The sequence below is a fragment of the Streptomyces sp. NPDC005483 genome, assembly GCF_040606035.1.
GTDB lineage: Bacteria > Actinomycetota > Actinomycetes > Streptomycetales > Streptomycetaceae > Streptomyces.
In genome coordinates this window covers 77,316-100,819 of record NZ_JBEXEA010000020.1, presented here as the reverse complement: position 1 = coordinate 100,819, position 23,504 = coordinate 77,316, and the positions used below count along the sequence as shown (strand labels likewise).

General features: G+C 71.0%; 25 protein-coding genes. 20 read left to right on the top strand and 5 right to left on the bottom strand.

Translation table 11 applies throughout. The features are described 5' to 3' along the window. Positions 1-115: 115 nt before the first annotated feature. Together ABZT06_RS33205 and ABZT06_RS33200 are read left to right on the top strand one after the other, a co-directional pair. A complete protein-coding gene (locus ABZT06_RS33205) occupies positions 116-274 on the top strand; it encodes a hypothetical protein (protein ID WP_355749597.1) in 159 nt (52 codons plus the stop codon). Positions 275-279: 5 nt separating this feature from the next. Then, positions 280-615 carry a hypothetical protein gene (locus ABZT06_RS33200; protein WP_062049350.1) on the top strand — a complete coding sequence of 112 codons (336 nt, stop codon included), beginning with the start codon at positions 280-282 and terminating at the stop codon, positions 613-615. A 140-nt stretch (positions 616-755) separates the two neighbouring features. Here ABZT06_RS33200 and ABZT06_RS33195 read toward each other — a convergent pair whose 3' ends face one another. Beyond that, entirely contained in the window at positions 756-1,169 is a 414-nt protein-coding gene (locus tag ABZT06_RS33195) for a TIGR03618 family F420-dependent PPOX class oxidoreductase (RefSeq protein ID WP_355749356.1), read from the bottom strand. Between the two features lie 127 nt (positions 1,170-1,296). Here ABZT06_RS33195 and clpB point away from each other — a divergent pair, with 127 nt between their 5' ends. Further along, positions 1,297-3,894 carry an ATP-dependent chaperone ClpB gene (gene clpB, locus ABZT06_RS33190; RefSeq protein WP_355749353.1) on the top strand — a complete coding sequence of 866 codons (2,598 nt, stop codon included), beginning with the start codon at positions 1,297-1,299 and terminating at the stop codon, positions 3,892-3,894. A gap of 40 nt (positions 3,895-3,934) precedes the next feature. Here the strand turns inward: clpB and ABZT06_RS33185 are convergent, their stop codons facing one another. Next, positions 3,935-4,438, bottom strand: a complete 504-nt coding sequence (locus tag ABZT06_RS33185) for a hypothetical protein (protein WP_355749350.1) — start codon at positions 4,436-4,438, stop codon at positions 3,935-3,937. A gap of 139 nt (positions 4,439-4,577) precedes the next feature. On the opposite strand from ABZT06_RS33185, the gene ABZT06_RS33180 reads away from it, so the two are divergent. Together ABZT06_RS33180 and ABZT06_RS33175 are read left to right on the top strand one after the other, a co-directional pair. Next, on the top strand, positions 4,578-5,102 hold the full coding sequence (locus ABZT06_RS33180; RefSeq protein WP_355749347.1) for a YbjN domain-containing protein: 525 nt from the start codon (positions 4,578-4,580) through the stop codon (positions 5,100-5,102). A 248-nt stretch (positions 5,103-5,350) separates the two neighbouring features. Next, complete coding sequence (locus ABZT06_RS33175) at positions 5,351-5,830, top strand: hypothetical protein (protein WP_355749344.1); 480 nt, start codon at positions 5,351-5,353, stop codon at positions 5,828-5,830. A 96-nt stretch (positions 5,831-5,926) separates the two neighbouring features. Here the strand turns inward: ABZT06_RS33175 and ABZT06_RS33170 are convergent, their stop codons facing one another. Both ABZT06_RS33170 and ABZT06_RS33165 read right to left on the bottom strand, forming a co-directional pair. Further along, the gene (locus ABZT06_RS33170; protein ID WP_355749341.1) at positions 5,927-7,114 is read right to left on the bottom strand and encodes a pyridoxal phosphate-dependent aminotransferase; all 1,188 of its coding nucleotides are present in this window, start codon (positions 7,112-7,114) and stop codon (positions 5,927-5,929) included. 29 nt (positions 7,115-7,143) lie between these two features. After that, entirely contained in the window at positions 7,144-7,701 is a 558-nt protein-coding gene (locus ABZT06_RS33165) for a DUF6233 domain-containing protein (RefSeq protein WP_355749589.1), read from the bottom strand. On the opposite strand from ABZT06_RS33165, the gene ABZT06_RS33160 reads away from it, so the two are divergent. The 12 genes from ABZT06_RS33160 (at position 7,690) to kynU (ending at position 19,447) form a co-directional block, all read left to right on the top strand. After that, the gene (locus ABZT06_RS33160; protein WP_355749338.1) at positions 7,690-8,469 is read left to right on the top strand and encodes a PRC and DUF2382 domain-containing protein; all 780 of its coding nucleotides are present in this window, start codon (positions 7,690-7,692) and stop codon (positions 8,467-8,469) included. The genes ABZT06_RS33165 and ABZT06_RS33160 overlap by 12 nt on opposite strands. A gap of 324 nt (positions 8,470-8,793) precedes the next feature. After that, positions 8,794-9,090, top strand: coding sequence for a hypothetical protein (locus tag ABZT06_RS33155; RefSeq protein ID WP_355749335.1), 297 nt, complete (start codon positions 8,794-8,796; stop codon positions 9,088-9,090). A gap of 405 nt (positions 9,091-9,495) precedes the next feature. After that, positions 9,496-10,020, top strand: coding sequence for a DUF2617 family protein (locus tag ABZT06_RS33150; protein ID WP_355749332.1), 525 nt, complete (start codon positions 9,496-9,498; stop codon positions 10,018-10,020). An 89-nt stretch (positions 10,021-10,109) separates the two neighbouring features. Then, a complete protein-coding gene (locus ABZT06_RS33145) occupies positions 10,110-11,750 on the top strand; it encodes a polyamine aminopropyltransferase (protein WP_355749329.1) in 1,641 nt (546 codons plus the stop codon). Between the two features lie 82 nt (positions 11,751-11,832). Next, on the top strand, positions 11,833-12,651 hold the full coding sequence (locus tag ABZT06_RS33140) for an SRPBCC domain-containing protein (RefSeq protein WP_355749326.1): 819 nt from the start codon (positions 11,833-11,835) through the stop codon (positions 12,649-12,651). A gap of 24 nt (positions 12,652-12,675) precedes the next feature. After that, positions 12,676-13,467 carry an aldose 1-epimerase gene (locus tag ABZT06_RS33135; protein ID WP_355749323.1) on the top strand — a complete coding sequence of 264 codons (792 nt, stop codon included), beginning with the start codon at positions 12,676-12,678 and terminating at the stop codon, positions 13,465-13,467. 10 nt (positions 13,468-13,477) lie between these two features. Next, positions 13,478-14,026, top strand: coding sequence for an orotate phosphoribosyltransferase (gene pyrE / locus ABZT06_RS33130; protein ID WP_355749320.1), 549 nt, complete (start codon positions 13,478-13,480; stop codon positions 14,024-14,026). A gap of 139 nt (positions 14,027-14,165) precedes the next feature. Beyond that, positions 14,166-15,197 carry a class II fructose-bisphosphate aldolase gene (gene fbaA / locus ABZT06_RS33125; protein ID WP_355749317.1) on the top strand — a complete coding sequence of 344 codons (1,032 nt, stop codon included), beginning with the start codon at positions 14,166-14,168 and terminating at the stop codon, positions 15,195-15,197. A 58-nt stretch (positions 15,198-15,255) separates the two neighbouring features. Continuing rightward, positions 15,256-16,725 carry an MFS transporter gene (locus ABZT06_RS33120; RefSeq protein WP_355749314.1) on the top strand — a complete coding sequence of 490 codons (1,470 nt, stop codon included), beginning with the start codon at positions 15,256-15,258 and terminating at the stop codon, positions 16,723-16,725. Positions 16,726-16,855: 130 nt separating this feature from the next. Continuing rightward, the gene (locus tag ABZT06_RS33115; protein ID WP_266516087.1) at positions 16,856-17,269 is read left to right on the top strand and encodes a DUF3151 domain-containing protein; all 414 of its coding nucleotides are present in this window, start codon (positions 16,856-16,858) and stop codon (positions 17,267-17,269) included. Positions 17,270-17,418: 149 nt separating this feature from the next. Continuing rightward, complete coding sequence (locus ABZT06_RS33110; RefSeq protein WP_355749310.1) at positions 17,419-18,261, top strand: tryptophan 2,3-dioxygenase family protein; 843 nt, start codon at positions 17,419-17,421, stop codon at positions 18,259-18,261. Next, complete coding sequence (gene kynU, locus ABZT06_RS33105) at positions 18,254-19,447, top strand: kynureninase (protein WP_355749307.1); 1,194 nt, start codon at positions 18,254-18,256, stop codon at positions 19,445-19,447. Before ABZT06_RS33110 ends, kynU begins: the two co-directional genes overlap by 8 nt. Positions 19,448-19,461: 14 nt before the next feature. Here kynU and ABZT06_RS33100 read toward each other — a convergent pair whose 3' ends face one another. Then, complete coding sequence (locus ABZT06_RS33100) at positions 19,462-20,070, bottom strand: TetR/AcrR family transcriptional regulator (RefSeq protein ID WP_355749586.1); 609 nt, start codon at positions 20,068-20,070, stop codon at positions 19,462-19,464. A 207-nt stretch (positions 20,071-20,277) separates the two neighbouring features. On the opposite strand from ABZT06_RS33100, the gene ABZT06_RS33095 reads away from it, so the two are divergent. The 3 genes from ABZT06_RS33095 (at position 20,278) to ABZT06_RS33085 (ending at position 23,422) form a co-directional block, all read left to right on the top strand. After that, entirely contained in the window at positions 20,278-21,240 is a 963-nt protein-coding gene (locus ABZT06_RS33095) for an alpha/beta hydrolase (RefSeq protein WP_355749304.1), read from the top strand. Positions 21,241-21,407: 167 nt separating this feature from the next. Then, the gene (locus ABZT06_RS33090; RefSeq protein ID WP_355749583.1) at positions 21,408-22,760 is read left to right on the top strand and encodes a histidine kinase; all 1,353 of its coding nucleotides are present in this window, start codon (positions 21,408-21,410) and stop codon (positions 22,758-22,760) included. Then, complete coding sequence (locus ABZT06_RS33085; RefSeq protein WP_355749301.1) at positions 22,757-23,422, top strand: response regulator transcription factor; 666 nt, start codon at positions 22,757-22,759, stop codon at positions 23,420-23,422. The genes ABZT06_RS33090 and ABZT06_RS33085 overlap by 4 nt, the downstream gene beginning before the upstream one ends. The last annotated feature ends 82 nt before the right edge of the window (positions 23,423-23,504 follow it).

Genomic DNA, 23,504 nt, shown 5'->3' with positions numbered 1-23,504 from the left:
GCACCGATCGTGTGGCCATGACGTGCCTGAATGAGCCATCGTCTTACTCGACGGGGGAAGAGGGGACCTTCAAGTGAGGACGAAGCCGACTATGCGTAAGAGAATGCTTCGCTCGGTGCTTGTCGCCGCCTTCTCCGCCGTTGTGGCCTTCGGAGCTCTGAGTGGCCTCTCCGGTGCGAAGAGCGATGCGCACGAGACGGGTGGTGTGCAGTCTGCCGTCGTCGCGGGCGATGATGACGTGGTCATGGTCCCGGCCGACAGCAAGTGGGACTGAGGCCGATGACCACCCCACCCGACGACCGCTCGTTCCGCAGAGAAATGGCCACCGCCTACCGCTCCGGCTGGCACTTCATCGACCTCGTCACCGCGATCCCCCACCCCGGTGACTCGTTGATGGTGACCGTCTTCGGCGAACCGGTGGTGGTCACGCGGGACGATGACGAGGACGTGCGGGCGTACCGGTGTCTGCGGCGGCCTCGGGGGGCGCCGCAGCCCGTTCGGTGTGCCATCCGGTACGGAATGATCTTTGTGAATCTGGACCAACGAGACCATCGGCTGGTGGAACCGGAAACCCCCACCCCGCGGACCATCTCAGCCACCCCCCGCAGTGCCTGACGCGATTCCCCCGTCGTAACAGATCGCTCAGGTGCTTCCCCCCGCAGCGGCGTCACCGTGACCTGAACACGGTGACGCCGCTGCAGTTTCGGGCGACATTTCGGAGTATCGGGTGATCGCGCCCTGGCTCAAAAATGCCCTCAGAAATGCCCCATCGCTCCCGTGAGGGAGATCTCGATGACCACGCGCAGCGGGTTCGGCGCCGGGGTGCGCTCGTAGCGCTCGGCGTACCGCCGCACCGCCTCCGCCACCCGGTCCGGCTCCGTGCGGACGTGCGCCCGCCCTTCCAGTGTGGCCCAGCGCCGCCCCTCCACCTGGCACACCGCCACCGCCGCCCCGTCCGCACCGGCCGCCAGCACGTGCCGTACCTTCGCGCTGGTCCGGTTCGTGATCACCCGGGCGAGGCGGGCCTCCGGGTCGTACGTCACCCCGACGGGCACCAGGTGCGGCGTGCCGTCCGGGCGCGGTGTCGTCAGTGTGCACAGATGCCGTTCGCGCCAGAAGCTGAGGAACGACGGGTCCGGGGCACCCGGATCCTGGGCGTAGGAGGTCATGCCGGGAAAGCTAGTCCCCTCATCCCTCCCGTGGACCGCCTTGAGTGGAATAGACTCAACTTTATGTACGCTGACTGAATCAGTGCAGGAGTCGGTACAGGAGCGACACCAGGAGGAGTACGGACACGTGGATGCCGAGCTGACCAACCGGAGCCGGGACGCGATCAACGCGGCCAGCAACCGGGCCGTGACCGAGGGACACCCGGACCTCACCCCCGCCCACCTGCTCCTCGCTCTGCTCCAGGGGCAGGACAACGCGAACATCGTCGATCTGCTCGCGGCCGTCGACGCCGACCAGGCCGCCGTGCGGGCCGGGGCCGAGAAGGTGCTCGGCTCGCTGCCCAGCGTGGCCGGGTCCACCGTCGCGCCCCCGCAGCCCAACCGCGACCTGCTCACCGTCATCGCGGACGCCCAGGCCCGCGCCAAGGACCTCGGTGACGAGTACCTGTCCACCGAGCACCTGCTCATCGGCATCGCCGCCAAGGGCGGACCGGCCGCCGAGGTGCTGACCCATCAGGGCGCCACCCCGAAGAAGCTGATCGACGCCTTCCAGAAGGCCAGAGGAGGGCGCAGGGTGACCACCGCCGACCCTGAGGGGCAGTACAAGGCCCTGGAGAAGTTCGGGACCGACTTCACCGCCGCCGCGCGGGACGGCAAGCTCGACCCCGTCATCGGCCGCGACCAGGAGATCCGCCGGGTCGTCCAGGTGCTGTCCCGCCGTACGAAGAACAACCCCGTCCTCATCGGCGAGCCCGGCGTCGGCAAGACCGCCGTCGTCGAGGGACTCGCCCAGCGGATCGTCAAGGGGGACGTGCCCGAGTCGCTCAAGGACAAGCGGCTGGTCGCGCTCGACCTCGGGGCCATGGTCGCCGGTGCCAAGTACCGGGGTGAGTTCGAGGAGCGGCTCAAGACCGTCCTCGCGGAGATCAAGGACTCCGACGGGCAGATCATCACCTTCATCGACGAGCTGCACACCGTCGTGGGCGCGGGCGCCGGCGGCGACTCCTCCATGGACGCTGGCAACATGCTGAAGCCGATGCTGGCACGCGGTGAGCTGCGGATGGTGGGTGCCACCACCCTCGACGAGTACCGGGAGCGGATCGAGAAGGACCCCGCCCTGGAGCGCCGCTTCCAGCAGGTCCTGGTCGCCGAGCCCACCGTCGAGGACACCATCGCCATCCTGCGCGGCCTCAAGGGGCGCTACGAGGCCCACCACAAGGTCCAGATCGCCGACAGCGCGCTCGTGGCCGCCGCGACCCTCTCCGACCGGTACATCACCTCCCGCTTCCTGCCCGACAAGGCCATCGACCTCGTCGACGAGGCCGCCTCCCGCCTCCGCATGGAGATCGACTCCTCGCCCGTCGAGATCGACGAACTCCAGCGCGGGGTCGACCGGTTGAAGATGGAGGAGCTCGCCCTGGTCAAGGAGACCGACCCGGCCTCCCGTGAGCGCCTGGAGCGGCTGCGCCGCGACCTCGCCGACAAGGAGGAGGAGCTGCGGGGCCTGACCGCCCGCTGGGAGAAGGAGAAGCAGTCCCTCAACCGGGTCGGTGAACTCAAGGAGAAGCTGGACGAGTTGCGCGGCCAGGCCGAACGCGCCCAGCGCGACGGCGACTTCGACACCGCCAGCAAGCTGCTCTACGGCGAGATCCCCACCCTGGAGCGGGACCTGGAGGCGGCCTCCGAGGCCGAGGAGGAGGTCTCCAAGGACACCATGGTCAAGGAGGAGGTCGGCGCCGACGACATCGCCGACACCGTCGCCGCCTGGACCGGCATCCCGGCCGGCCGCCTCCTGGAGGGCGAGACGCAGAAACTCCTGCGCATGGAGGAGGAGTTGGGCAAGCGGCTCATCGGCCAGAGCGAGGCCGTGCAGGCCGTCTCCGACGCCGTACGGCGCACCCGGGCCGGCATCGCCGACCCCGACCGGCCCACCGGCTCCTTCCTCTTCCTCGGCCCCACCGGCGTCGGCAAGACCGAACTCGCCAAGGCGCTCGCCGACTTCCTCTTCGACGACGAGCGGGCGATGGTCCGCATCGACATGAGCGAGTACGGCGAGAAGCACACCGTCGCCCGGCTCGTCGGCGCGCCCCCCGGCTACATCGGCTACGAGGAGGGCGGCCAGCTGACCGAGGCGGTGCGCAGGCGGCCGTACAGCGTGGTGCTCCTCGACGAGGTGGAGAAGGCGCACCCGGAGGTCTTCGACATCCTGCTCCAGGTGCTGGACGACGGGCGCCTGACGGACGGGCAGGGCCGTACGGTCGACTTCCGCAACACGATCCTGGTGCTGACGTCCAACCTGGGCAGCCAGTTCCTGGTCGACCCGATCACCAGCGAGACGGAGAAGAAGGAACAGGTCCTCGAGGTGGTCCGGGCCTCCTTCAAGCCGGAGTTCCTCAACCGGCTCGACGACCTGGTCGTCTTCTCCGCCCTCAGCAAGGACGAGCTCGGCCGGATCGCGCGGCTCCAGATCGACCGGCTCGCACAGCGCCTCGCCGAGCGCCGGCTCACCCTGGAGATCACCGACGCGGCCCTGGACTGGCTCGCCGTCGAGGGCCTGGACCCGGCCTACGGCGCCCGCCCGCTGCGCCGCCTCGTCCAGACCGCGATCGGCGACCGACTCGCCAAGGAGATCCTGTCCGGCGAGGTCAAGGACGGCGACACGGTCCGGGTGGACGCCTTCGGCGACGGCCTGATCGTGGGTCCGGCGACCGGCAAGACGCTCTGAGCGCGGTGGTGACGAGGGGGCGGCGGCGCCCCCTCGTCCGTCACTCCGTGAACGCCACGAACCGCACGACGGACCACTTCGGCCCGTCGTAGGTGACCTCCAGCTGCACGGAGGCGCTCTGCCCGGCGACCGGGCCGCGGTTCATGCAGGCGTAGACGTCGTGGTCGCCGCCGCATGCCACGTGCCGCAGTCCCGGCCCGTCCGGGTAGCTCGCGGCCACCCAGGCGCTCACCTCGGAGCTCCGCAGCAGGAAGCGGGCCTCGTACCGGGGGTCCGGCGCGGCCTCCAGCACACACCCGAGGTCGCGCGCCCCGGTCGGGGGCTTCGCTCCGCCGTAGGCAAACGCCTCGGCGCACGAGACCTTCTGCTCTCCCGTGTCGACTGAGTCGTCCGTGAACAGCCAGGCGACCAGCAGCGCGATCAGGCCCGCCACCACCAGGGTCGGCACGGCCATGATCGCCGCGAACACCCCCCATCTGGTCCCGCCCGGCACGGTCTGTTCCACCGGCTCTTGGGCCTGCGTCTCGGTCTGCGTCTCGGTCATGTCTTCCCCGTTTCCTCGACACCTGCGTGCAGTGCTGACCGGATCATGTCAGCCCTGGGAGGACAGGGTCTGTCTGGGCTTGCCACCCCCCTCCCCGGATGGGGGAGGATGGCAGGATCCGTACGAAGGGAAATTCACGGTGACCATCGACCCGTCCTCGATTCCGAACTTCGGGGGCCAGCCCGAGCCGCAGCAAGGACCGGCGGGCCCCGTCGTCCCGGATCAGGATCTTGTGAAGCAGCTCCTCGACCAGATGGAGCTGAAGTATGTCGTCGACGACGAGGGTGACCTCGCGGCGCCGTGGGAGCAGTTCCGTACGTATTTCATGTTCCGCGGCGAGGGCGACCAGCAGGTCTTCTCGGTACGGACGTTCTACGACCGCCCCCACCAGATCGACGAGAAGCCGCAGCTGCTCGAGTCGATCGACGACTGGAACCGCCGCACCCTGTGGCCCAAGGTCTACAGCCACACCCATGACGACGGCACCGTCCGTCTGATCGGCGAGGCGCAGATGCTCATCGGCACCGGCGTCGCTCTGGAGCACTTCGTCTCCTCGACCGTCAGCTGGGTGCGCGCCGCCATCGAGTTCGACAAGTGGCTCGTCGAGCAGCTCGGCCTCGAGGAGGACGTCAACGACTCCGAGAAGCCCGAGGACGACGAGTAGACGTCCTTCCGCTACTGGTGCGTATCGGCTACGGGGGCGTATCGGCGACCGTATACACGCCGTAGGCGAACGAGAGCCCGGCCAGGGCACCGGCCACCACGGCCGCGTGCCGGGGCCGGGCTCTGGTCGTTTGCACCAGCCGGGCGGGGTGAGCGCGGCTTCCGTCCACAGCCTGTGGGTAACTTTTCGCTTCTGCGAGTGCAGTGACGCTTGGGAGGCAAGTGCACGTGAAGGTGGTGAGACGAACGGTGAGGCTGGGAGTCCTCGTGATCGTGTCCGCCGTGGCGGTGACCGCGTCGGCGTGCAGCAGCTCCAAGCCGTGCGCCGGCGTCGGCGTCACATCGCAGGTCGGCGTGATGTTCCTCCAGCAGGGCTACACCGACCTCGCGGGCACCTCCTACGAGCTGTGCGCAGGGGGCACATGTGTCAAGGACAGGCTCGAACAGGAGGACATCACCCGAGTGAGCCTGCCTCTTCCCGGCGACGTGGATCCTGACCTCGGTACGGTCCGGTTTCGCGTCACCCCGAACGGAAGCAGCAGTCCCGAGATCGACGCCTCCACCGACGTGAAGCTCACCCGCCGGTCGGACGGCTGCGGGGGCGGTGCTTACAGTCAGGGCCTCGCCTTCACCAAAGAAGGCGGGTTGACCATCAAGATCCCGTCAAGCGTTACGGTTGCCTGGCGCGATCACCTCAAGTCACTGGCCTCACCCTCCGGATCCTCCTGAGACACATGCTCCTCCACAGCCGCACATGGCTGTGAAGGAGCGTTGATCAGGTGCGGACGGGAGAAGGGCTGGACGGCGATGACCTCGTCGTCCGGCTCACCCCAGCCGCTTCAGCCGGCCCACAGCCTCCTCCAGCACCGATGTCTGCTTGCAGAACGCGAACCGCACGAACGGCGCCCCCGCCTCCCGGTGGTCGTAGAAGACCGCGTTCGGGATGGCGACGACGCCCACGCGTTCGGGCAGGGCGCGGCAGAAGGCGAAGCCGTCGCTCTCGCCGAGGGGGCGGATGTCGGTGGTGACGAAGTACGTGCCGGCGGGCCGGAAGACCTCGAAGCCCGCGTCCGCCAGCCCTGCCGACAGCAGGTCCCGCTTGGCCAGCATGTCCTCGCGGAAGGCGGCGAAGTAGCTGTCGGGGAGGGCGAGCGCCTCGGCGACCGCGTACTGGAAGGGGCCGGAGGACACGTAGGTGAGGAACTGCTTCGCCGAGCGGACCGCCGAGACCAGGGCGGGCGTCGACGTGATCCAGCCGACCTTCCAGCCGGTGAAGGAGAAGGTCTTGCCGGCCGAGCCGATCGAGACCGTGCGCTCCCGCATCCCCGGGAGGGTCGCGAGGGGGAGGTGCTCGGCGTCGTCGAACACCAGATGCTCGTACACCTCGTCCGTGACCACCAGCAGATCCCGCTCCACGGCCAGTTCGGCGATCGCGGTGAGCTCCTCGCGGGTGAGCACCGTGCCGGTGGGGTTGTGCGGGGTGTTGATGAGCAGGAGACGGGTCCGGTCGGTGACCGCGGCACGCAGTTCGTCGAGGTCCAGGCGGAACGAGCCCTCGTGGGGGCGCAGGGTGACCGGGACCCTGGTCCCGCCCGCCATCGCGATACAGGCCGCGTAGGAGTCGTAGTACGGCTCGAACGCGACGACCTCGTCACCCGGCTCCACCAGCGCGAGCAGCGCGGCCGCGATGGCCTCCGTGGCGCCGGCCGTGACCAGGACCTCGGCGTCGGGGTCGTAGGACAGGCCGTACCGGCGCTCCTGGTGCGCGGCGACCGCGGTGCGCAGCTCGGGGACGCCCGGACCCGGCGGGTACTGGTTGCCGCGCCCGTCGCGCAGCGCCCGCACGGCCGCCTCCCTGACCTCCTCGGGGCCGTCCGTGTCGGGGAAGCCCTGCCCCAGGTTGATCGAGCCGGTCCGCAGGGCCAGGGCGGACATCTCGGCGAAGATCGTCGTCCCGAACTCGGCGAGACGGCGGTTGAGCAGGGGGCGCGCGCTGGAGGTCATGCGGGTCATCCTGCGCCGAAGCTCTCGAGTTCCTCAACTTACGTTCGGGGTTTGGCGCCTGCGTCGGGATCTGGTGCATCGGCTCTGAGCAGGGGGTGAGCTGTCGGGAACTGTTGTCGTCTGTCGTCGTTGGCCCCCGTCGGACGGCCCACAGAGGGCCCGAGCTGGGGGTGGGTGACCTGCGGGAACGTGGGTCGAAGGCGGGCGGGTGTAAAGACGGAGCGCCTAGTCGAGGATGCCCAGTGCCGTGTCCGGCCGGCACTGCGGGCAGGCGTCGACGCCCTCGGCGAGCGGCGCAGCGCCTGGTCCCGCTCGATGCCCTTGAAGCGTGAGCCTGCGTTCCAGCAGCCGCCGACGTGGACGTACACGGCGTTGCGCTGGGACAGGCCGTGCTCGATCAGCCAGTCCGGCGCTGGCGCCCGGGCGGCGAGACCGGACTCCCATTCGCTCAACGTTGAAAGCGATCCCACTCGACCTCTATGCGCCGCCGGAAAATCGCATAAAAGGTGTTTTGTTCCTTTTGGGGTGGTTAACCGGACAAGTCTGTAGATAAAACGCGAGACAAGAAAGCAGGGTGAGGTCCAGTGATCTCCCATGAGCAGATCCCGACCGTGCTCGATCATCCGGTCTACGATGCCGGCGACAACAAGATCGGCGAAGCCAAGCACGTCTTCTTCGATGACGTCACCGGCCAGCCGGAGTGGGTGAGCGTGAAGACCGGCCTGTTCGGCACCAGCGAAACCTTCGTGCCTATCCACGACGCCTCTGTGGTCGAGGACCACTTGAAGGTCCCTTACGCCAAGGACACGGTCAAGGACGCGCCCAACGTCGACGTCGACGCCGGCGGGCACCTCTCCGAGGCCGAGGAACACCGCCTGTACGAGCACTACGGCATCGACTGGGACGTATCGTGGCAGCAGGCCAATGCCCCCGGCGAGGGTGGCTGGGCGCAGGCCGGCACCGACCAGGCGAGGCGTGGTGAGGACGCCATGACGCGTTCGGAGGAACGCATGCACGTCGGCACTGAGCGCAGCGAGGTCGGCCGGGCTCGGCTGCGCAAGTACGTCGTCACCGAGGAAGTGCAGAAGACGGTTCCCGTGCGTCGGGAGGAGGTCCGCGTCGAGCGCGAGCCGATCACCGACGCCAACCGCGATGACGCCATGGCCGGGCCCGACATCAGCGAGGACGAGCACGAGGTCATCCTGCACGAAGAGCGTCCCGTGGTGGAGACCGAGACGGTTCCGGTGGAACGGGTACGGATGTCGACGCAGGAACACACCGACGAGGAGACGGTGCACGGCAAGGTACGCAAGGAGCGCATCGACACCGAAGGCGTCGAGGGCGACGACCCCCGCGGAACCTGACCAGGCCTCTGCACCGCACGCGTCGGCCTGCTCGAACTCGTCAGAGCGGGCCGGCGGTGCGTTGCCTGCAACCCCTTCGTCGCGTACGGCTGCCCCGCCGGGCGCATCTCTCTGGAAGATCACGGCCCACAGACGGCCCAATGAGCCACGGACGGTCCCTGAACTGCCCTTATGTGCAGGTCAGGGGCCGCTGCCCGGAGAGAAGCCTCTGAAGTTCCTCAACTCTGCTTTGGCCCGTGAGACGGAAGGGCATCTCCAGCTCACGCAACCGGCGAGGCGCCCACGGGGGGTCGCTTCGGGGGGTAACGGAAGGAGGGTGGCGCCATGGTCATCGGCATCATCCTGTTGGTCTTCGTGGTCGTGTTCCTGGTGGGCGTGGCCGCCGTCGTGTTCAGGAACGGTCAGACGCGCCGTCGGGTGCGGGCCGCCGGCGGTGGCGGCGCCGCGGGCAGCAGCAGCTGGTGGGTCGGCGGAGGCGGTTCGGACTCCGGGGGCAGCGGGCACCACGGGGGGCACTCCGGTGGGCACTCGTGTGGTGGTGGGCACTCCTGCGGCGGTGGGTCGTCCTGTGGTGGCGGGTCGTCCTGCGGCGGCGGGGGCGGATGCGGGGGAGGCAGCTGACACGGGGCAGCTGAGCTTCGGCAGGGGGAACCGCATCCGAAAACGGGGGAGCGGGGGAAAGCGGGGGCGTGGGGCCGGACCTGGGTCGGGTCGCACGCCCCCGCTTGTCGCTTTTTCACTCCGGTGCTCCGCTGCTCCGGCGCACGCTGTGGCCGCCGTGGCGTGCGCCGTGGTTGAACAGTTGAGCTGGGGAGCCCACGCAGGGATGGAAACCGCACGAAGTTGGGTAAAAACGCTGTGACGGCACCACCGTTCATGATTCCCTCTAAACCACCAACGCAGCCCCTCGGACGTCCTACGGACACGTCCTGACCTCCTGGGCTGACCGGGCCGATCCCCCCACAGTCGCCCGGGTGCGCCGGAACCCCACACCACCCTTTCTTTGCGTGCTAGCGGAGCCGATCCATGCTCACGACCCTGAACACCTCGTACACCGACACGCGCGCGGCCGATCTCGCCTGGGCCCTGGGGCGCGAGCCGCTGCCCGCCCTCGCCACGCTCGACCTCGACATCGCCGGGGCGAAGCTTCAGTTGAGACTCCTCGGCGCGTCCCACCAAGTGCTCCTGGAGGAGGATCGACGCACCTGTTCGGAGACGGTGGCGTGCATCGCCGGCAGCAGTACGCCGCTGCCACTGGGCGTGGCCAAGCGGGTGGGGGACTGGGAGTACGAGTTCGCCGCGCGCGTCGAGGTACTGACGCCAGGCCAGTTCGCGGGGCGGGCACAGGAGTTGCTCGCGCTGGTGTCCGACCATCCGAACGGTCTTGCCGGTGTCTTCCCCGGCAGCCCGCACGCGTTCACGGCCCTGCTGGCCCAGCGGTACGACGGCCAGGTGCACTGGCGGACCTGGCACGCGTATCCGCAGGACGGGCAGTTGGTGGCCACGCGGACGCGCGTCGGGGTGCGGGTTCCGGTGGGGACGTCGAGGTGAGTCACCCAAACCCCCCGTTTCCCGGTTCACTCCCAGTTCCACACGTGTGGGTGACGAAGCGTGCCGTAGCCGTGACGTAACGTCGCACCGTGATCGAGCCGCACGCCCCCGCTCCGCCCGGCGCTCCGCCGCCCTGGGCCAGGCCCGCGCGGCTGCCGGTCCGGCAGGACACCGGGCGGTTCCTCGTCCTCGCCTGTGTCTTCGTCTGCGCGGCCTGCGGACTGGTGTACGAGCTCGAACTGGTCGCCCTGGCCTCCTACTTGATCGGCGACTCGGTCACCCAGGCCTCCGTGGTGCTGTCCGTCATGGTCTTCGCCATGGGCATCGGCTCGCTGGCCGCCAAGCGGCTGCGCCGGCACGCGGCGGCGGCCTTCGGCACGATCGAGGCGCTGCTCGCGCTGGTCGGCGGGTGCAGCGCGATGGCGCTGTACGCCGTGTTCGCGTGGACCGGTGACTGGGGCGGCCTGTGGGCGAGCGCTCCGCGCTGGCTCCTGGTCGCCTTCTCCCTCGCCATCGGTCTGCTCATCGGCGCCGAAGTCCCCCTGCTGATGGAGCTGATCCAGCGCATCCGCCGCCAGGACGCGGGGGGCGCGGTGGCCGACCTGTTCGCGGCGGACTACGTCGGCGCGCTGGTCGGCGGCCTGGCCTTCCCCTTCCTGCTGCTGCCCCTGCTGGGCCAGTTGACCGGCGCGATGCTCACCGGTGCGGTCAACGCCCTCGCGGGCGGCGCCCTGGTCCTCGGCCTGTTCCGCCGCGACCTGACCCGCCGGGCCCGCTGGCTGCTGCTGGTCGCCAACCTCGCCGTGCTCGGCGTCCTCGCCACCGCCACCGTCCTGGTCGACGACTTCGAGCGGGCCGCGCGGGAGGCGGTCTACGGCAAGGACGTGCGCGTCGCCCTCCAGACCGGCGTACGGGAGATCGCCCTCACCGGCGGCACCGGCGGCCGCCCCCTCGACCTCTACCTCGACGGCCGCCTGAGGGTCAGCGGCGGCGACCAGGACCGCTACCACGAGGCCCTCGTCCACCCCGCGATGAACGGCCCCCACGCGCGCGTCCTCATCCTCGGCGGCGGCGACGGCCTCGCCGCCCGCGAGGTGCTGGGCCATCCGGGCGTACGGCGGGTCGACATCGTCGAGCTCGACGGCGCGGTGGTGGACCTGGCCCGCAGCGACCCGGCGCTCTCCCGGCTCAACGGCCATGTCTACGGCGACGCGCGCGTCCACGTGAGCACGGCGGACGCGTTCCGCCGGCTGCGGACGTCGGCGCCCGTGCCGTCGTACGACGTGGTGATCGCCGACCTGCCCGACCCCGGTGTCACCGCCAGCACCAAGCTGTACTCGGAGGAGTTCTACGGCCTCGTCCGGCGCGTGCTGTCCCCTGACGGCCGTCTGGTCGTGCACGCGGGGCCGGTCGCCTCCCGCCCGCACGACTTCTGGACGGTGGAGGCGACCCTGCGCGCGGCGGGCCTGCGCACCACGCCCTACCTCGTCGGCGGCCGCCGCCCCGGCTCCGCCGCGGGTTCCGACCGCACGGCCGACGCGTCCCGCACCCCCCGCGACTGGGGCTTCGTACTGGCGTCGCCGAAAGCCCGCCCGGTGCTCGGCCTGGACCCCCGGGCGCCGCAGCCGGCGACCCTGACGCAGAAGTCCCTGCGGGCGGCGCGACGAGCAGCGGAGGCGACCCGGGTCGCCGGTCCGGTGGCCTCGACGTTGGTGCATCCGCGCTACTGATCCCCACCTCGGGACGGAAGAGCGCTGTCACTTTCCACCAACGGGGGTGCACGACCGGCGCCCCTGGGTAGGCTCGGCAACCATGGAGCATGAGGTGTTCGTTCCGGTTCCGGTCGAGCGGCTGAGGCAGGCCCTGGGGGATCCCGGCAGGGTGGCCCGGGCCGTTCCCGGGCTCCAGCAGGACGCCGGCGCGGAACCCGTCGCCGGGCGCCTGAAGGTGCGGGTCGGCAGCCACTCCATCACCTACCGGGGCGCGGTACGCCTCTCCGCCCGGGACGACGGCTCCTACGCCGTGGAGGGCGACGCCACCGAGACCCGCGGCACCGGCTCCGTCAAACTCGCCCTGACCGTCCGCCTGCGCGCCACGGACGGCGGCACGACCCTCACCTTCGACGCCACGGCCACGGCGGACGGCCGCGTCACGGAACTCCCCCAGGACGCCGTGGGCTCCGCGGTCGTACGCCTGCTGAACCGTTTCGCGGAGGCGCTGGGCGACGCGGAGGCAGTGGCGGAGGCAGTGGCGGAGACGGCACCGGAGCAGCCCACGGAGGAGCGGGAGGAGCCGGAGACACAAGCGGCGGAGGCTCCCGAGGCCGTGGAGACATCCGAGGCCGTGGAGACACCCGAGGCCGTGGAGACACCCGACGAACCCCCGGCGCCCCCCGTCGACGACTTCACCGAACCCGCCGGCCCCCCGGCCGAGGCGGCCCACGCCCGCCGCACGATGATCGGCCGCAGCGCGGAAGAGGTCGACCACGCGCCCCCGAGGGGCCGCTACGCCCCCGTCCCCGCTCCCCAGACCGTGGCCTCGAGCGCGGCCCTGCGCTGGGCGGCGCCCGCGGCGGCCGTGGTTCTGGCATCGGCGATCGTGGTGGGAAGGGCACTGAGAAAGCGCCGTTGAGCAGCCGTTGAGTAGGGTCGTCCCGTGAGCCAAGAAGACATCACGCTGACCGCGGGCGACGCGGAAGTGACCTTGCAGCCGGGAAACGGCGGACGGGTCGGGGGACTTCGGGTCGGAGGCGTCCAACTGCTGCGCCAGGGCGAGCGCTTCGGCTGCTTCCCGATGGTCCCCTGGTGCGGCCGCATCCGGGACGGACGGTTCCGTGACGGCGCCGACGTCCACCAGATGCCGCTCAACTCCCCGCCCCACGCCATCCACGGCACGGCCCGCGACGGCGCGTGGAACATCGCCCGCACCACCACCGACGAGGCGGTCCTCACGTACGACCTCGTCGAGCCCTGGCCCTACCCGGGCCGCATCACCCAGATCGCGGCGCTCACCCCGGACGCCCTGACGCTGACCATGTCCGTCGAGACGTACGACTCCTCCTTCCCGGCCCAGATCGGCTGGCACCCCTGGTTCAACCGCACCCTCGACGGCGGCGAGCCGGTCCGGCTCGACTTCACCGCCGCCTGGCAGGAGGAGCGCGGCGACGACCACCTGCCCACCGGCAACCGCCTCGACCCCAAGCCCGGCCCCTGGGACGACTGCTTCGGCATGCCCGACGGCGTCGACGTCACCCTCACCTGGCCCGGGCAGCTGGAGCTGAAGGTCGCCAGCCGCGAGGAATGGGTCGTGGTCTACGACGAGCAGGAGGCCGCCGTCTGCGTGGAACCGCAGACCGGGCCGCCCAACGGCCTGAACACGCTGCCGCGCCTGGTCACGCCCCTGGAGCCGCTGGAGGCCTCGACGACCTGGAGCTGGCGCCGCCTCTAAGCTGACAGGCATGACTGACGCTCGCGCCGCCCTCAAGCAGCAGATCCTCGACAAGGCCGTGGTGCACGGCAAGGTGACCCTTTCGTCGGGCCTGGAGGCCGACTACTACGTCGACCTCCGCCGCATCACCCTCGACGGCGAGGCGGCCCCGCTGGTCGGTCAGGTGCTCCTTGACCTGACGGCGGACCTGGAGTTCGACGCGGTGGGCGGGCTGACCATGGGGGCCGACCCGGTCGCGGGCGCCATGCTGCACGCGGCCGCCGCGCGCGGGCAGCGCCTGGACGCCTTCGTCGTCCGCAAGGCCGCCAAGGCGCACGGCATGCAGCGCCGGGTCGAGGGCCCCGACATCGCGGGCCGCCGGGTCGTGGTCGTCGAGGACACCTCGACCACCGGCGGCTCCCCCCTCGAAGCGGTCGCCGCCGTGCGCGAGGCGGGCGCCGAGGTCGTCGCCGTGGCGACCATCGTGGACCGGGCGACCGGAGCCGCCGAGAAGATCGAGCAGGGCGCGGGCGTGCCGTATCTCTTCGCGTACTCGAAGGACGAGCTGGGCCTGGACTGACCACGGACCGACCACGGGATGGACCATCCGGCCGAGTCTGGAAAGATGAGGCCGACGATGACGTCGAACCCCCACACAAGGTCTAGGTCAGGGCCGTAAGCACGCCGTACGCCAACCCGCAGATACAAGGAGCGGACACATGCCGATCGCAACCCCCGAGGTCTACAACGAGATGCTGGACCGGGCGAAGGCGGGCAAGTTCGCCTACCCGGCCATCAACGTGACCTCGACCCAGACCCTGCACGCTGCGCTGCGCGGCTTCGCTGAGGCCGAGAGCGACGGCATCATCCAGATCTCGACCGGCGGTGCCGAGTTCCTGGGCGGTCAGTACAGCAAGGAGATGGTCACGGGTTCCGTGGCCCTCGCCGAGTTCGCGCACATCGTCGCCGAGAAGTACCCGGTCACCGTCGCCCTGCACACCGACCACTGCCCCAAGGACAAGCTCGACGGGTACGTACGCCCGCTGATCGCCGTGTCCGAGGAGCGGGTGAAGGCCGGCGGCAACCCGCTGTTCCAGTCGCACATGTGGGACGGCTCGGCGGAGACCCTCGCCGACAACCTCTCCATCGCCCAGGAGCTCCTGGAGCGCGCCCGCGCCGCCAAGATCATCCTCGAGGTCGAGATCACCCCGACCGGTGGCGAGGAGGACGGCGTCTCGCACGAGATCAACGACTCCCTCTACACGACGGTCGACGACGCGATCCGTACGGCCGAGGCGCTGGGCCTCGGTGAGAAGGGCCGCTACCTGCTGGCCGCCTCCTTCGGCAACGTCCACGGTGTGTACAAGCCGGGCAACGTCGTGCTCCGCCCCGACCTGCTGAAGGAGCTGAACGACGGCGTGGCCGCCAAGTACGGCAAGCCGGCCGGGTCGCAGCCGTTCGACTTCGTCTTCCACGGCGGCTCGGGCTCCACGGAGGAGGAGATCCGCACCGCGCTGGAGAACGGCGTGGTCAAGATGAACATCGACACCGACACGCAGTACGCCTTCACGCGTCCGGTCGCCGACCACATGTTCCGCAACTACGACGGCGTCCTGAAGGTCGACGGCGAGGTCGGCTCCAAGAAGACCTACGACCCGCGCACCTGGGGCAAGCTCGCGGAGGCCTCGATGGCCGCCCGTGTCGTCGAGGCCACGCAGAACCTGCGTTCGGCGGGCACGAAGATCAAGTAACACCCGCGTTTTCTGCGAGCCCGGTGCCACGGCACCGGGCTCGCTGTATACCTGGGGCATGTCCGACGTCCGGCTGGCCTCGCCGCAAGGCAAGTGGATCCTGCTCACCACCGTCCTCGGCTCCAGCATGGCGCTGCTGGACTCGACCGTCGTCAACGTCGCCCTGCCGCGCATCGGCCAGGACCTCGACGCGGACCTCGGCGCCCTGCAGTGGACCGTCAACGCGTACATGGTGACGCTGGCCGGGCTGATCCTGCTCGGCGGCTCCCTCGGGGATCGGTTCGGGCGCCGCAAGGTCTTCGTGGTGGGTGTCGTGTGGTTCGCGGCCGCCTCCCTGCTCTGCGGGCTCGCCCCGAACGCGGGCGTCCTCGTCGCCGCCCGGGCCCTCCAGGGGGTGGGCGGCGCCCTGCTCACACCCGGCTCCCTGGCCCTGATCCAGGCCTCCTTCCATCCCGACGACCGGGGCCGGGCCGTCGGCCTGTGGTCCGGCTTCGGCGGCATCGGGGCGGCCGTGGGCCCCTTCGTGGGCGGCTGGCTCGTGGACGGTCCTGGCTGGCGCTGGGTGTTCCTGCTCAACGTCCCGCTGGCGCTGGTGTGCGCGCCGATCGCCGTACGGCATGTCCCGGAGTCCGCGGACGGCCGTAGCGATCACGGGCGCTTCGACGTGCTTGGAGCGGTCCTGGGCGCGCTGGCGCTCGCGCTGGTGACGTACGCGCTGATCGAGGCGCGCTCGGGTTCCCTGCTGGTCGCCGTCACCGCGGTCGCGGGGGTGGCCGCCGGAGTCGCCTTCGTGATGGTCGAGAAGCGGCGGCCCGATCCGATGATGCCGCTCGGGATCTTCGCGTCCCGGCAGTTCACCGCGGTCAACCTGGTGACCCTGTGCGTGTACGCGGCCTTCGGCGGGTTCTTCTTCCTGGCAGCGCTCCAGCTCCAGGTGGTGGTCGGCTGGTCGGCTCTCCAGGCCGGTACGGCCCTGCTGCCCACGACCGCCCTCATGCTGCTGTTCTCCGCCCGCTCGGGCGCCCTCGCCGACCGTATCGGGCCGCGCATCCCGCTCACCGTGGGCCCGCTGCTGTGCGCGGCCGGGATGCTGCTGATGCTGCGGGTCGGGCCGGGGGCGTCGTACGTGGGGGATGTCCTGCCCGCGCTGCTCGTCCTCGGCACCGGCATGGTCGCGCTGGTCGCCCCGCTGACGGCGACCGTGCTGGGGTCGGTGGACGTCGCGCGGGCCGGCCTGGCCAGCGGCATCAACAACGCGGCGGCGCGGGCGGCGGGCCTGATCGCGGTGGCCGCGTTGCCGCTGGTCGCGGGGATGGGGGAGGAGGCGTATCGATCGGCTTCGGCCTTCGATGACGCGTTCGGGCGGGCCATGGTGGTGTGTGCGGGGGTGCTGGTGGTGGGGTCGGTCATCGCTGTCGCGACGGTGCGGTCGCTGCCGCCGGGGTGCCGTCGGCCGGAGTGCCGTACGTACGGGGCGGTCCTTACACCGCCGCTGGAGGGGGAGCGGGCTCGGGGGAGGCTGTCGTAGTTCGTCTGCGCGTGCGTCGTGGCTGGTCGCGCAGTTCCCCGCGCCCCTAAAAGCGTCACAGCCAGGCATCCGCAACTGCACCCACCGGCCCGCAGACGAAACCAGGCCCCCGGCGAGGGAGACTGGACCCATGTCGATTCACGAGAACCTCCTCGGGGGCCCGCCCCCGACCCACCTCCCCGACGACCCGGAGCCCCGTGAGCTCCTGGCGAACGGCACCGCGCCCGCGGATGTCGCCGCGAAGTACCCGACCTCCTCGCTGGCCTGGGCCCAGCTGGCCGACGAGGCGTTCGAGCGGGGCAGCGTCGTGGAGTCGTACGCCTATGCCCGTACGGGCTACCACCGCGGTCTGGACTCGCTGCGCCGCAACGGCTGGAAGGGCCACGGGCCCGTCCCGTGGGAGCACGAGCCGAACCGCGGTTTCCTGCGCGCCCTGCACGCCCTCGCCCGCGCCGCCGGTGCCATCGGCGAGCAGGCGGAGTACGAGCGCTGCTCGCAGTTCCTGAAGGACTCCTCGCTCACGGCGGCCGAGACGCTGGGCTGATCCGTCACCGCTCTTCGGGCCCGCCTGTGTGACCAGGCGGGCCTTGCCATTTCCGGGGAGCATGGAAGAGGATGCCCGGCGGGGACCGGGGCCCCGTGTCGGTAACGGCAGGGCGGACCGCTACCCGGAGTACACAACAGGAGACAGCGATGTCGTCCCATGAGGCTCAGGAACCGCAGGAGCCGGAGACCCCGCATCTCGACTTCCAAGGCACGACGCCGTACGAGGACTACGTCAAGGCGGACGTGCTCACCCACCTCCAGCACACCCTCTCCGACGATCCCGGAGAGATGGTCTTCCTGGTCACGACCCAGGTCATGGAGCTGTGGTTCACCGTCATCGTGCACGAGTGGGAGACCGCGGCCGCCGCGCTGCGCTCCGACGACGTGCCCACCGCCGTTGCCGCGCTGAAGCGTTCCGTACGGGAGCTGGAGGCGCTGACCGCCTCCTGGAAGCCGCTGGGCCAGCTGACCCCGGCGCAGTTCAACTCGTACCGCAGCGCCCTCGGCGAGGGCTCCGGCTTCCAGTCGGCGATGTACCGCCGCATGGAGTTCCTGCTCGGCGACAAGTCCGCGTCCATGCTCGTCCCGCACCGGGGCGCGCCCCGCGTCCACGCCGAGCTGGAGAAGGCGCTGCACGAGCCGAGCCTGTACGACGAGGTGCTGCGGCTGCTCGCGCGGCGCGGGCACGCGATCCCGTCCGCTGTTCTGGACCGGGACGTGTCGCGCCGGTACGAGCCGTCGGAGGAGGTCGAGGCTGCCTGGACGGCCCTCTACTCCGGCCCCGAGAACGACGAACTCGCCCGCCTGGGCGAGGCGTTGACCGATGTCGCCGAGCTGGTGTGGCGCTGGCGCAACGACCACCTCGTCGCCACCCGCCGCGCGATGGGCTCCAAGGCCGGCACGGGCGGCTCCGCCGGGGTGGCCTGGCTGGAGAAGCGCGCGCGGAACAACGTGTTCCCGGAGCTGTGGACGGCGCGGTCGTATGTCTGAACTTGCTTTCAAAGCACAGGAGTTGGACGCCGGTGACGAACTGGCGGGCGTGCGCTCCCGGTTCGTGCTCGATGACGCGGTCTACCTCGATGGGAACTCACTGGGCGCGCTCCCGGCCGCCGTCCCGGGTCGCGTCGAGGACGTCGTACGCCGTCAGTGGGGGTCCTTGCGGATCCGGTCCTGGGACGAGAGCGGCTGGTGGACCGCGCCCGAGCGGATCGGTGACCGGATCGCCCCGCTGGTCGGGGCGGCGGCCGGGCAGATCGTGGTCGGCGACTCGACAAGTGTCAACGTCTTCAAGGCACTTGTGGGGGCGGTCCGGCTCGCGGGCGGCCCCGACTCCGGCCGTGACGAGGTGATCGTCGACGCGAGCACCTTCCCCACGGACGGGTACATCGCCGAGTCCGCGGCCCGGATGACGGGCTGCACCCTGCGCGCGGTGACCCCGGCGGAGGTGCCGGGCGTGCTGGGCGGCCGTACGGCGGCCGTCCTGCTCAACCACGTCGACTACCGCACCGGGCGCCTGCACGACCTGCCCGGGCTCACGGCCGCGGCGCACGCTGCGGGCGCGATCGCCGTCTGGGACCTGTGCCACAGCGCGGGCGCCCTCCCGGTCGGACTCGACGCGCACGGCGTCGACCTCGCGGTCGGCTGCACCTACAAGTACCTGAATGGCGGCCCCGGTTCACCGGCGTACCTCTATGTGCGCCACCAGCACCAGGACCGCTTCGACTCCCCGCTCCCCGGGTGGAACTCCCATGCGGAGCCCTTCGGGATGCGGCCGTCGTACGAACCGGCGACGGGCGCGCTACGGGGCCGCGTCGGCACGCCCGACATCCTCTCCATGCTCGCCCTGGAGGCGGCGCTGGAGGTCTGGGACGGAGTCTCGGTCGAGTCGGTGCGCGCCAAGTCCCTCGCCCTGACGGACTTCTTCCTGGAATGCGTCTCGTCGTACGTCGAGGAGGGCCGCGTCGAGTGCGTGACCCCCCTGGCGCACGGGGAGCGGGGCAGCCAGGTCGCGCTGCGCTGCGAGGACGCCGGTGAGGTGATGAAGCGGCTCGTCGAGCGGGGTGTGGTGGGCGACTTCCGGCATCCGGACGTGCTGCGGTTCGGGTTCACGCCCCTGTACGTCGGGTTCGCGGACGTGGAGCGGGCGGCGCGGGTGCTGGCGGAGACGCTCGGCTGACCGGTCCGCCGCCCTCAGTCCCGCGTGACGTACACCCCCGCCTTCGCCGCCGCGAGCGCCGCGTCCGCCGCGCGTTCGGCGGCGGCGGGGCCGGGGGCCGTGCCGGTGGTGAGGAGGCCGTAGTAGAGGGGGGCCGAGACCGCCCGTACGACGGTCGCCGGGTCCGTGCCGGCGGGGAGCTCCCCGCGCGCGACGCCCTCCGTCACGCACGGGGCCCACTCGGCGACCCGTACGTCGTAGAAGTGCCGCAGCGCCTCGGCCGTCCGCGCGTCGCAGGCCGCCGCGGCGATGACCGCGCGGAACAGCGCGCCTTGGCGGGGGTCGGCGAGGGTGCGCTGGACCAGCGAGGCGTTGGCCCTCAGGTCGTCGCGGACCGAGCCGGTGCGGGTGCGGGGCAGCGACTGCTCGGCCATGTCGGCGAGCAGGTCGGCGACCAGCGCGGTGACCGTCCCCCAGCGCCGGTACACGGTCGTCTTGCCGACCTCCGCGCGCCGGGCCACCTCCGCGAGATCGAGGCGGTCGAAGCCCTGCTCGGCGAGCACGTCTCCGGCCGCCCGCAGCACGGCCGCACGGACACGCGCGGTACGCCCTCCGGGACGGACGGTGCCGGGTTCGGCGGACATGTCGGACTCCTCGGTGCGCTCGGGATCCGCGGGGGCGGACACCTCGCCAGCGTAACGAAACAGCAGAACCGTTTAACCCTCACCGAGCGTGACATCCCCGTGTCCGCGCACGTCATGGGCCTGATACCGTCCCGGCCAACGGCCGAATTCTCTTCCAGGATGCTTTCACGGTCCGTCAGATCCGTTTCGTAGCTGAGAGGTTGGAGCATGCCGGACGACGCCGTAGCCCGTGCCGCCGCGGAAGCCCGTGCCGCGGCGGATGCCCGTGCCGCGGCCGAGGAGGAGTCGGCCTTCTCGCACCCGGCGGTCGACCCCGACGCCACCGCGGCGTACGGCGCCGACCCCGACCAGGTGATCGACTTCTACGCCCCCCGCGTGTCGGTGTCCCCCGGGGGCGGTCTCGCGCCGCTGGTCGTCGTCCTGCACGGCGGGGCGTGGCGGGCGCCGTACGACCGGCGGCATGTGACACCGTTCGCCGACTTCCTGGCCCGGCGGGGGTTCGCGGTGGCCAACGTGGAGTATCGGCGTGGTGGGGTGTCCGTTCCGGCGCAGGACACCGCGGCCGGGGGTGGCGCGGGTGATCTCGGCGCGGTGGACGTGGGGCCCGTGGCCGGGCGCTGGCCCGAGACCTTCGACGACGTGGCCGCCGCCATGGACGCGCTGCCCGGGCTCGTGAGGGAATTCCTTCCGCAAGGCGACCCGCGCCGCATGGTGGTCACCGGTCACTCCGCCGGCGGTCACCTCGCCCTGTGGGCCGCGGCCCGGCAGCTCCTGCCGGCCGACGCCGCGTGGCGCATCGACCGGCCGGCCCCCCTGCGCGGGGTCGTCGCCCTCGCCCCGATCGCCGACTTCACGGTCGCCGACAAGCTGGACGTGTGCGGCGGGGCGTGCCGTCAACTCCTCGGCGGCGACGAGGGTTTCGCCGCGCGCGTGCCGTACGCCGACCCCGCCCTGCTGCTGCCCACCGGCATCGCGACCACCCTGGTCCAGGGCCGCACCGACACGGTCGTCCCGCAGGCGGTCGCCGAGGCGTACGCGGACGCGGCGGCCAAGGCGGGCGAGGTGGTGGGCCTGACCCTGCTGGAGGACGTCGGCCACTTCCCCCTGATCGACCCGGCGGCGGACGCGTGCGCGGTGGTGGCGGAGGAGATCGCGCAGTTGGCGTGGTGACGGCGGAGAAGGGCGCGCGGTTCCGGCCCGTCCTGGTGATACCGACCGTCCTCCAGGACCCGTAGTACCTGAGGGGGATGCCGAAGGACCCGTCTCACTGGTGACGACGGGGACGCCCACCCCCACCTACCGTCGTGGACGTGACCGATACGACCGAGACGACGCGCATGACCCGCCCGCACGACGGCAGCGGAGAGTACGAGGCGTACAGGCCCCGCAGCCCGGAGTTCAGAGCCGCCGTGAACGCCCTGCGCGGCCTGCGGCGCGACCTGATCAGCGAGGCGTTCGCCTACCAGCCGCTGCCCCCCAGACGCCTCGACAGAGGGCTCGGACGCCAACTGTCCGGCCGGCTGCGGGAGTACGCGGTCTGGACGCCGCACGCGCTGATCACCGCGGCCGGTCTGATCGCGATGTTCATCGCCGCGGACAACAGCGGCCGCGCCGCGACCACCAATGTCTTCGTCGGTGTGCTCGCCCTGGCCCCGATCCTGCTGACCATGGTGCGCCCGATCATGGCCTTCTGGCTGTCGTTGGCCGCGACCGCGGTCGCCTATCCGATGGTTTTCGTCAACTCCTGGGAGCAGGACTGGCCATGGCTGCCAGGCAGCTTCGTCTGCCACCTCGTCGTGCTCACCGTGGTGGCCGTGCGCACCAGGCCGCGCACAGCGGCCTGGATGTGGCTGCTGACCGGGGCCTACGGCCTGATATGGCAGGCCACCCTGGGCGACAGCCACTACTACCGCTCCAACACCATGGATCTGCTGTTCATATCGGCCCTGTCGCTGCTCGCCATCACCGTGTGGCACATACGCAAGGACGCCCAGCAGACGGTGACCGCCCAGCAGACGGTGACCGCCCACGAGCGTTCCCGCCGCACGCTCCTGGAGGAGCGCACCACGATCGCCCGCGAGCTGCACGACGTGGTCGCTCACCACATGTCGGTCGTCGCCATCCAGGCGGAGGCCGCGCCCTACCGGGTGGAGAACCCGCCGCCGGAGCTGGAGAAGGCGTTCGCCACCATCCGGGAGAACGCGGTGGCGGCCCTGACCGAGCTGCGCCGGGTCCTGGGCGTGGTCCGCGCCGAGGACTACGAGGCCCCGGACGCCCCGCAGCCCACCCTCGCCGACCTCGACAGGCTGATCGACAATGTGCGGCAGGCGGGCCTGAGCGTCGACAAGGCCGTCACCGGGGCGGTGCGCCACCTCCCGCCGGGCGTCGAACTGTCGGCGTACCGGATCGTCCAGGAGGCGCTGAGCAACACCCTGCGCCACGCCCCCGGGGCGAGCGCACGGGTCGAGATCGGGTACGTCCTCGGTGGTCTGGGCCTGCGCGTGGTCAACGGCCCGCGGCCCGAGCTGTCGATGCTGAAGCCCTCGCCCGGAGCGGGCCACGGCATCACCGGCATGCGGGAACGGGTCTCCATGCTGGGCGGCGAGATGACGGCGGGCGCCACGGACGAGGGCGGGTACGAGGTGGCGGTCTTCCTGCCGGTGCCGCTCAGGGACGAGGCTGAGGCATGACGATCCGGGTCCTGGTCGCGGACGACCAGATGATGGTCCGCGAGGGCTTCTCGGTGCTGCTGAACGCGATGCCGGACATCGAGGTGGTCGGCGAGGCGGTCAACGGTCGCGAGGCGGTGGACCGGGTCCGCGAACTCGCCCCCGACGTGGTCCTGATGGACATCCGGATGCCAGAGCTGAACGGCATCGAGGCGACCAGGGAGATCGTCGCGGCCGACGGCACGGCGAAGGTCCTGGTCCTGACGACCTTCGACCTCGACGAGTACGTGTACCAGGCCCTGCGCGCGGGAGCCTCGGGCTTCCTCCTCAAGGACGCCTCGGCCCGTCAACTCGCGGACGGAGTGCGGGTGGTGGCCTCCGGCGAGGCACTCCTGGCCCCCTCCGTCACCCGGCGCCTGATCACGGAGTTCTCCAAACTCTCCGAGTCCCCCCGCCTGATGGCCTCCGCCCACACGGCCTACGGCGACCTCACCGACCGCGAGACGGAAGTACTGGTCCTCATCGCCCAGGGCCTGTCGAACTCGGAGATCGCCGAGCGGCTGGTGGTGGCCGACTCGACGATCAAGACCCACGTCAGCCGCATCCTGGTGAAGCTGGGCCTCAGAGACCGCACCCAGGCGGCGGTGTTCGCCTACGAGGCGCGGCTGGTGACGCCGGGGTAGGGGAGGTGCGGTCCCCTTGGCGACGGCCCCTTCGCGGCGGCCCCCTTGGCGCCCCGGTGTCAGTCCTCCAGGCGGACCGGCA

What these genes read in the sequence shown, in the direction of transcription:
- ABZT06_RS33200 (WP_062049350.1), top strand. Translation starts at nt 280, where the DNA reads ATGACCACCCCACCCGACGACCGCTCGTTCCGCAGAGAAATGGCCACC.
- ABZT06_RS33195 (WP_355749356.1), bottom strand. Translation starts at nt 1,169, where the DNA reads ATGACCTCCTACGCCCAGGATCCGGGTGCCCCGGACCCGTCGTTCCTC.
- ABZT06_RS33185 (WP_355749350.1), bottom strand. Translation starts at nt 4,438, where the DNA reads ATGACCGAGACGCAGACCGAGACGCAGGCCCAAGAGCCGGTGGAACAG.
- ABZT06_RS33170 (WP_355749341.1), bottom strand. Translation starts at nt 7,114, where the DNA reads ATGACCCGCATGACCTCCAGCGCGCGCCCCCTGCTCAACCGCCGTCTC.
- ABZT06_RS33165 (WP_355749589.1), bottom strand. Translation starts at nt 7,701, where the DNA reads ATGGGAGATCACTGGACCTCACCCTGCTTTCTTGTCTCGCGTTTTATC.
- ABZT06_RS33155 (WP_355749335.1), top strand. Translation starts at nt 8,794, where the DNA reads ATGGTCATCGGCATCATCCTGTTGGTCTTCGTGGTCGTGTTCCTGGTG.
- ABZT06_RS33150 (WP_355749332.1), top strand. Translation starts at nt 9,496, where the DNA reads ATGCTCACGACCCTGAACACCTCGTACACCGACACGCGCGCGGCCGAT.
- ABZT06_RS33140 (WP_355749326.1), top strand. Translation starts at nt 11,833, where the DNA reads ATGGAGCATGAGGTGTTCGTTCCGGTTCCGGTCGAGCGGCTGAGGCAG.
- pyrE (WP_355749320.1), top strand. Translation starts at nt 13,478, where the DNA reads ATGACTGACGCTCGCGCCGCCCTCAAGCAGCAGATCCTCGACAAGGCC.
- fbaA (WP_355749317.1), top strand. Translation starts at nt 14,166, where the DNA reads ATGCCGATCGCAACCCCCGAGGTCTACAACGAGATGCTGGACCGGGCG.
- ABZT06_RS33120 (WP_355749314.1), top strand. Translation starts at nt 15,256, where the DNA reads ATGTCCGACGTCCGGCTGGCCTCGCCGCAAGGCAAGTGGATCCTGCTC.
- ABZT06_RS33115 (WP_266516087.1), top strand. Translation starts at nt 16,856, where the DNA reads ATGTCGATTCACGAGAACCTCCTCGGGGGCCCGCCCCCGACCCACCTC.
- ABZT06_RS33110 (WP_355749310.1), top strand. Translation starts at nt 17,419, where the DNA reads ATGTCGTCCCATGAGGCTCAGGAACCGCAGGAGCCGGAGACCCCGCAT.
- kynU (WP_355749307.1), top strand. Translation starts at nt 18,254, where the DNA reads ATGTCTGAACTTGCTTTCAAAGCACAGGAGTTGGACGCCGGTGACGAA.
- ABZT06_RS33100 (WP_355749586.1), bottom strand. Translation starts at nt 20,070, where the DNA reads ATGTCCGCCGAACCCGGCACCGTCCGTCCCGGAGGGCGTACCGCGCGT.
- ABZT06_RS33095 (WP_355749304.1), top strand. Translation starts at nt 20,278, where the DNA reads ATGCCGGACGACGCCGTAGCCCGTGCCGCCGCGGAAGCCCGTGCCGCG.
- ABZT06_RS33090 (WP_355749583.1), top strand. Translation starts at nt 21,408, where the DNA reads ATGACCCGCCCGCACGACGGCAGCGGAGAGTACGAGGCGTACAGGCCC.
- ABZT06_RS33085 (WP_355749301.1), top strand. Translation starts at nt 22,757, where the DNA reads ATGACGATCCGGGTCCTGGTCGCGGACGACCAGATGATGGTCCGCGAG.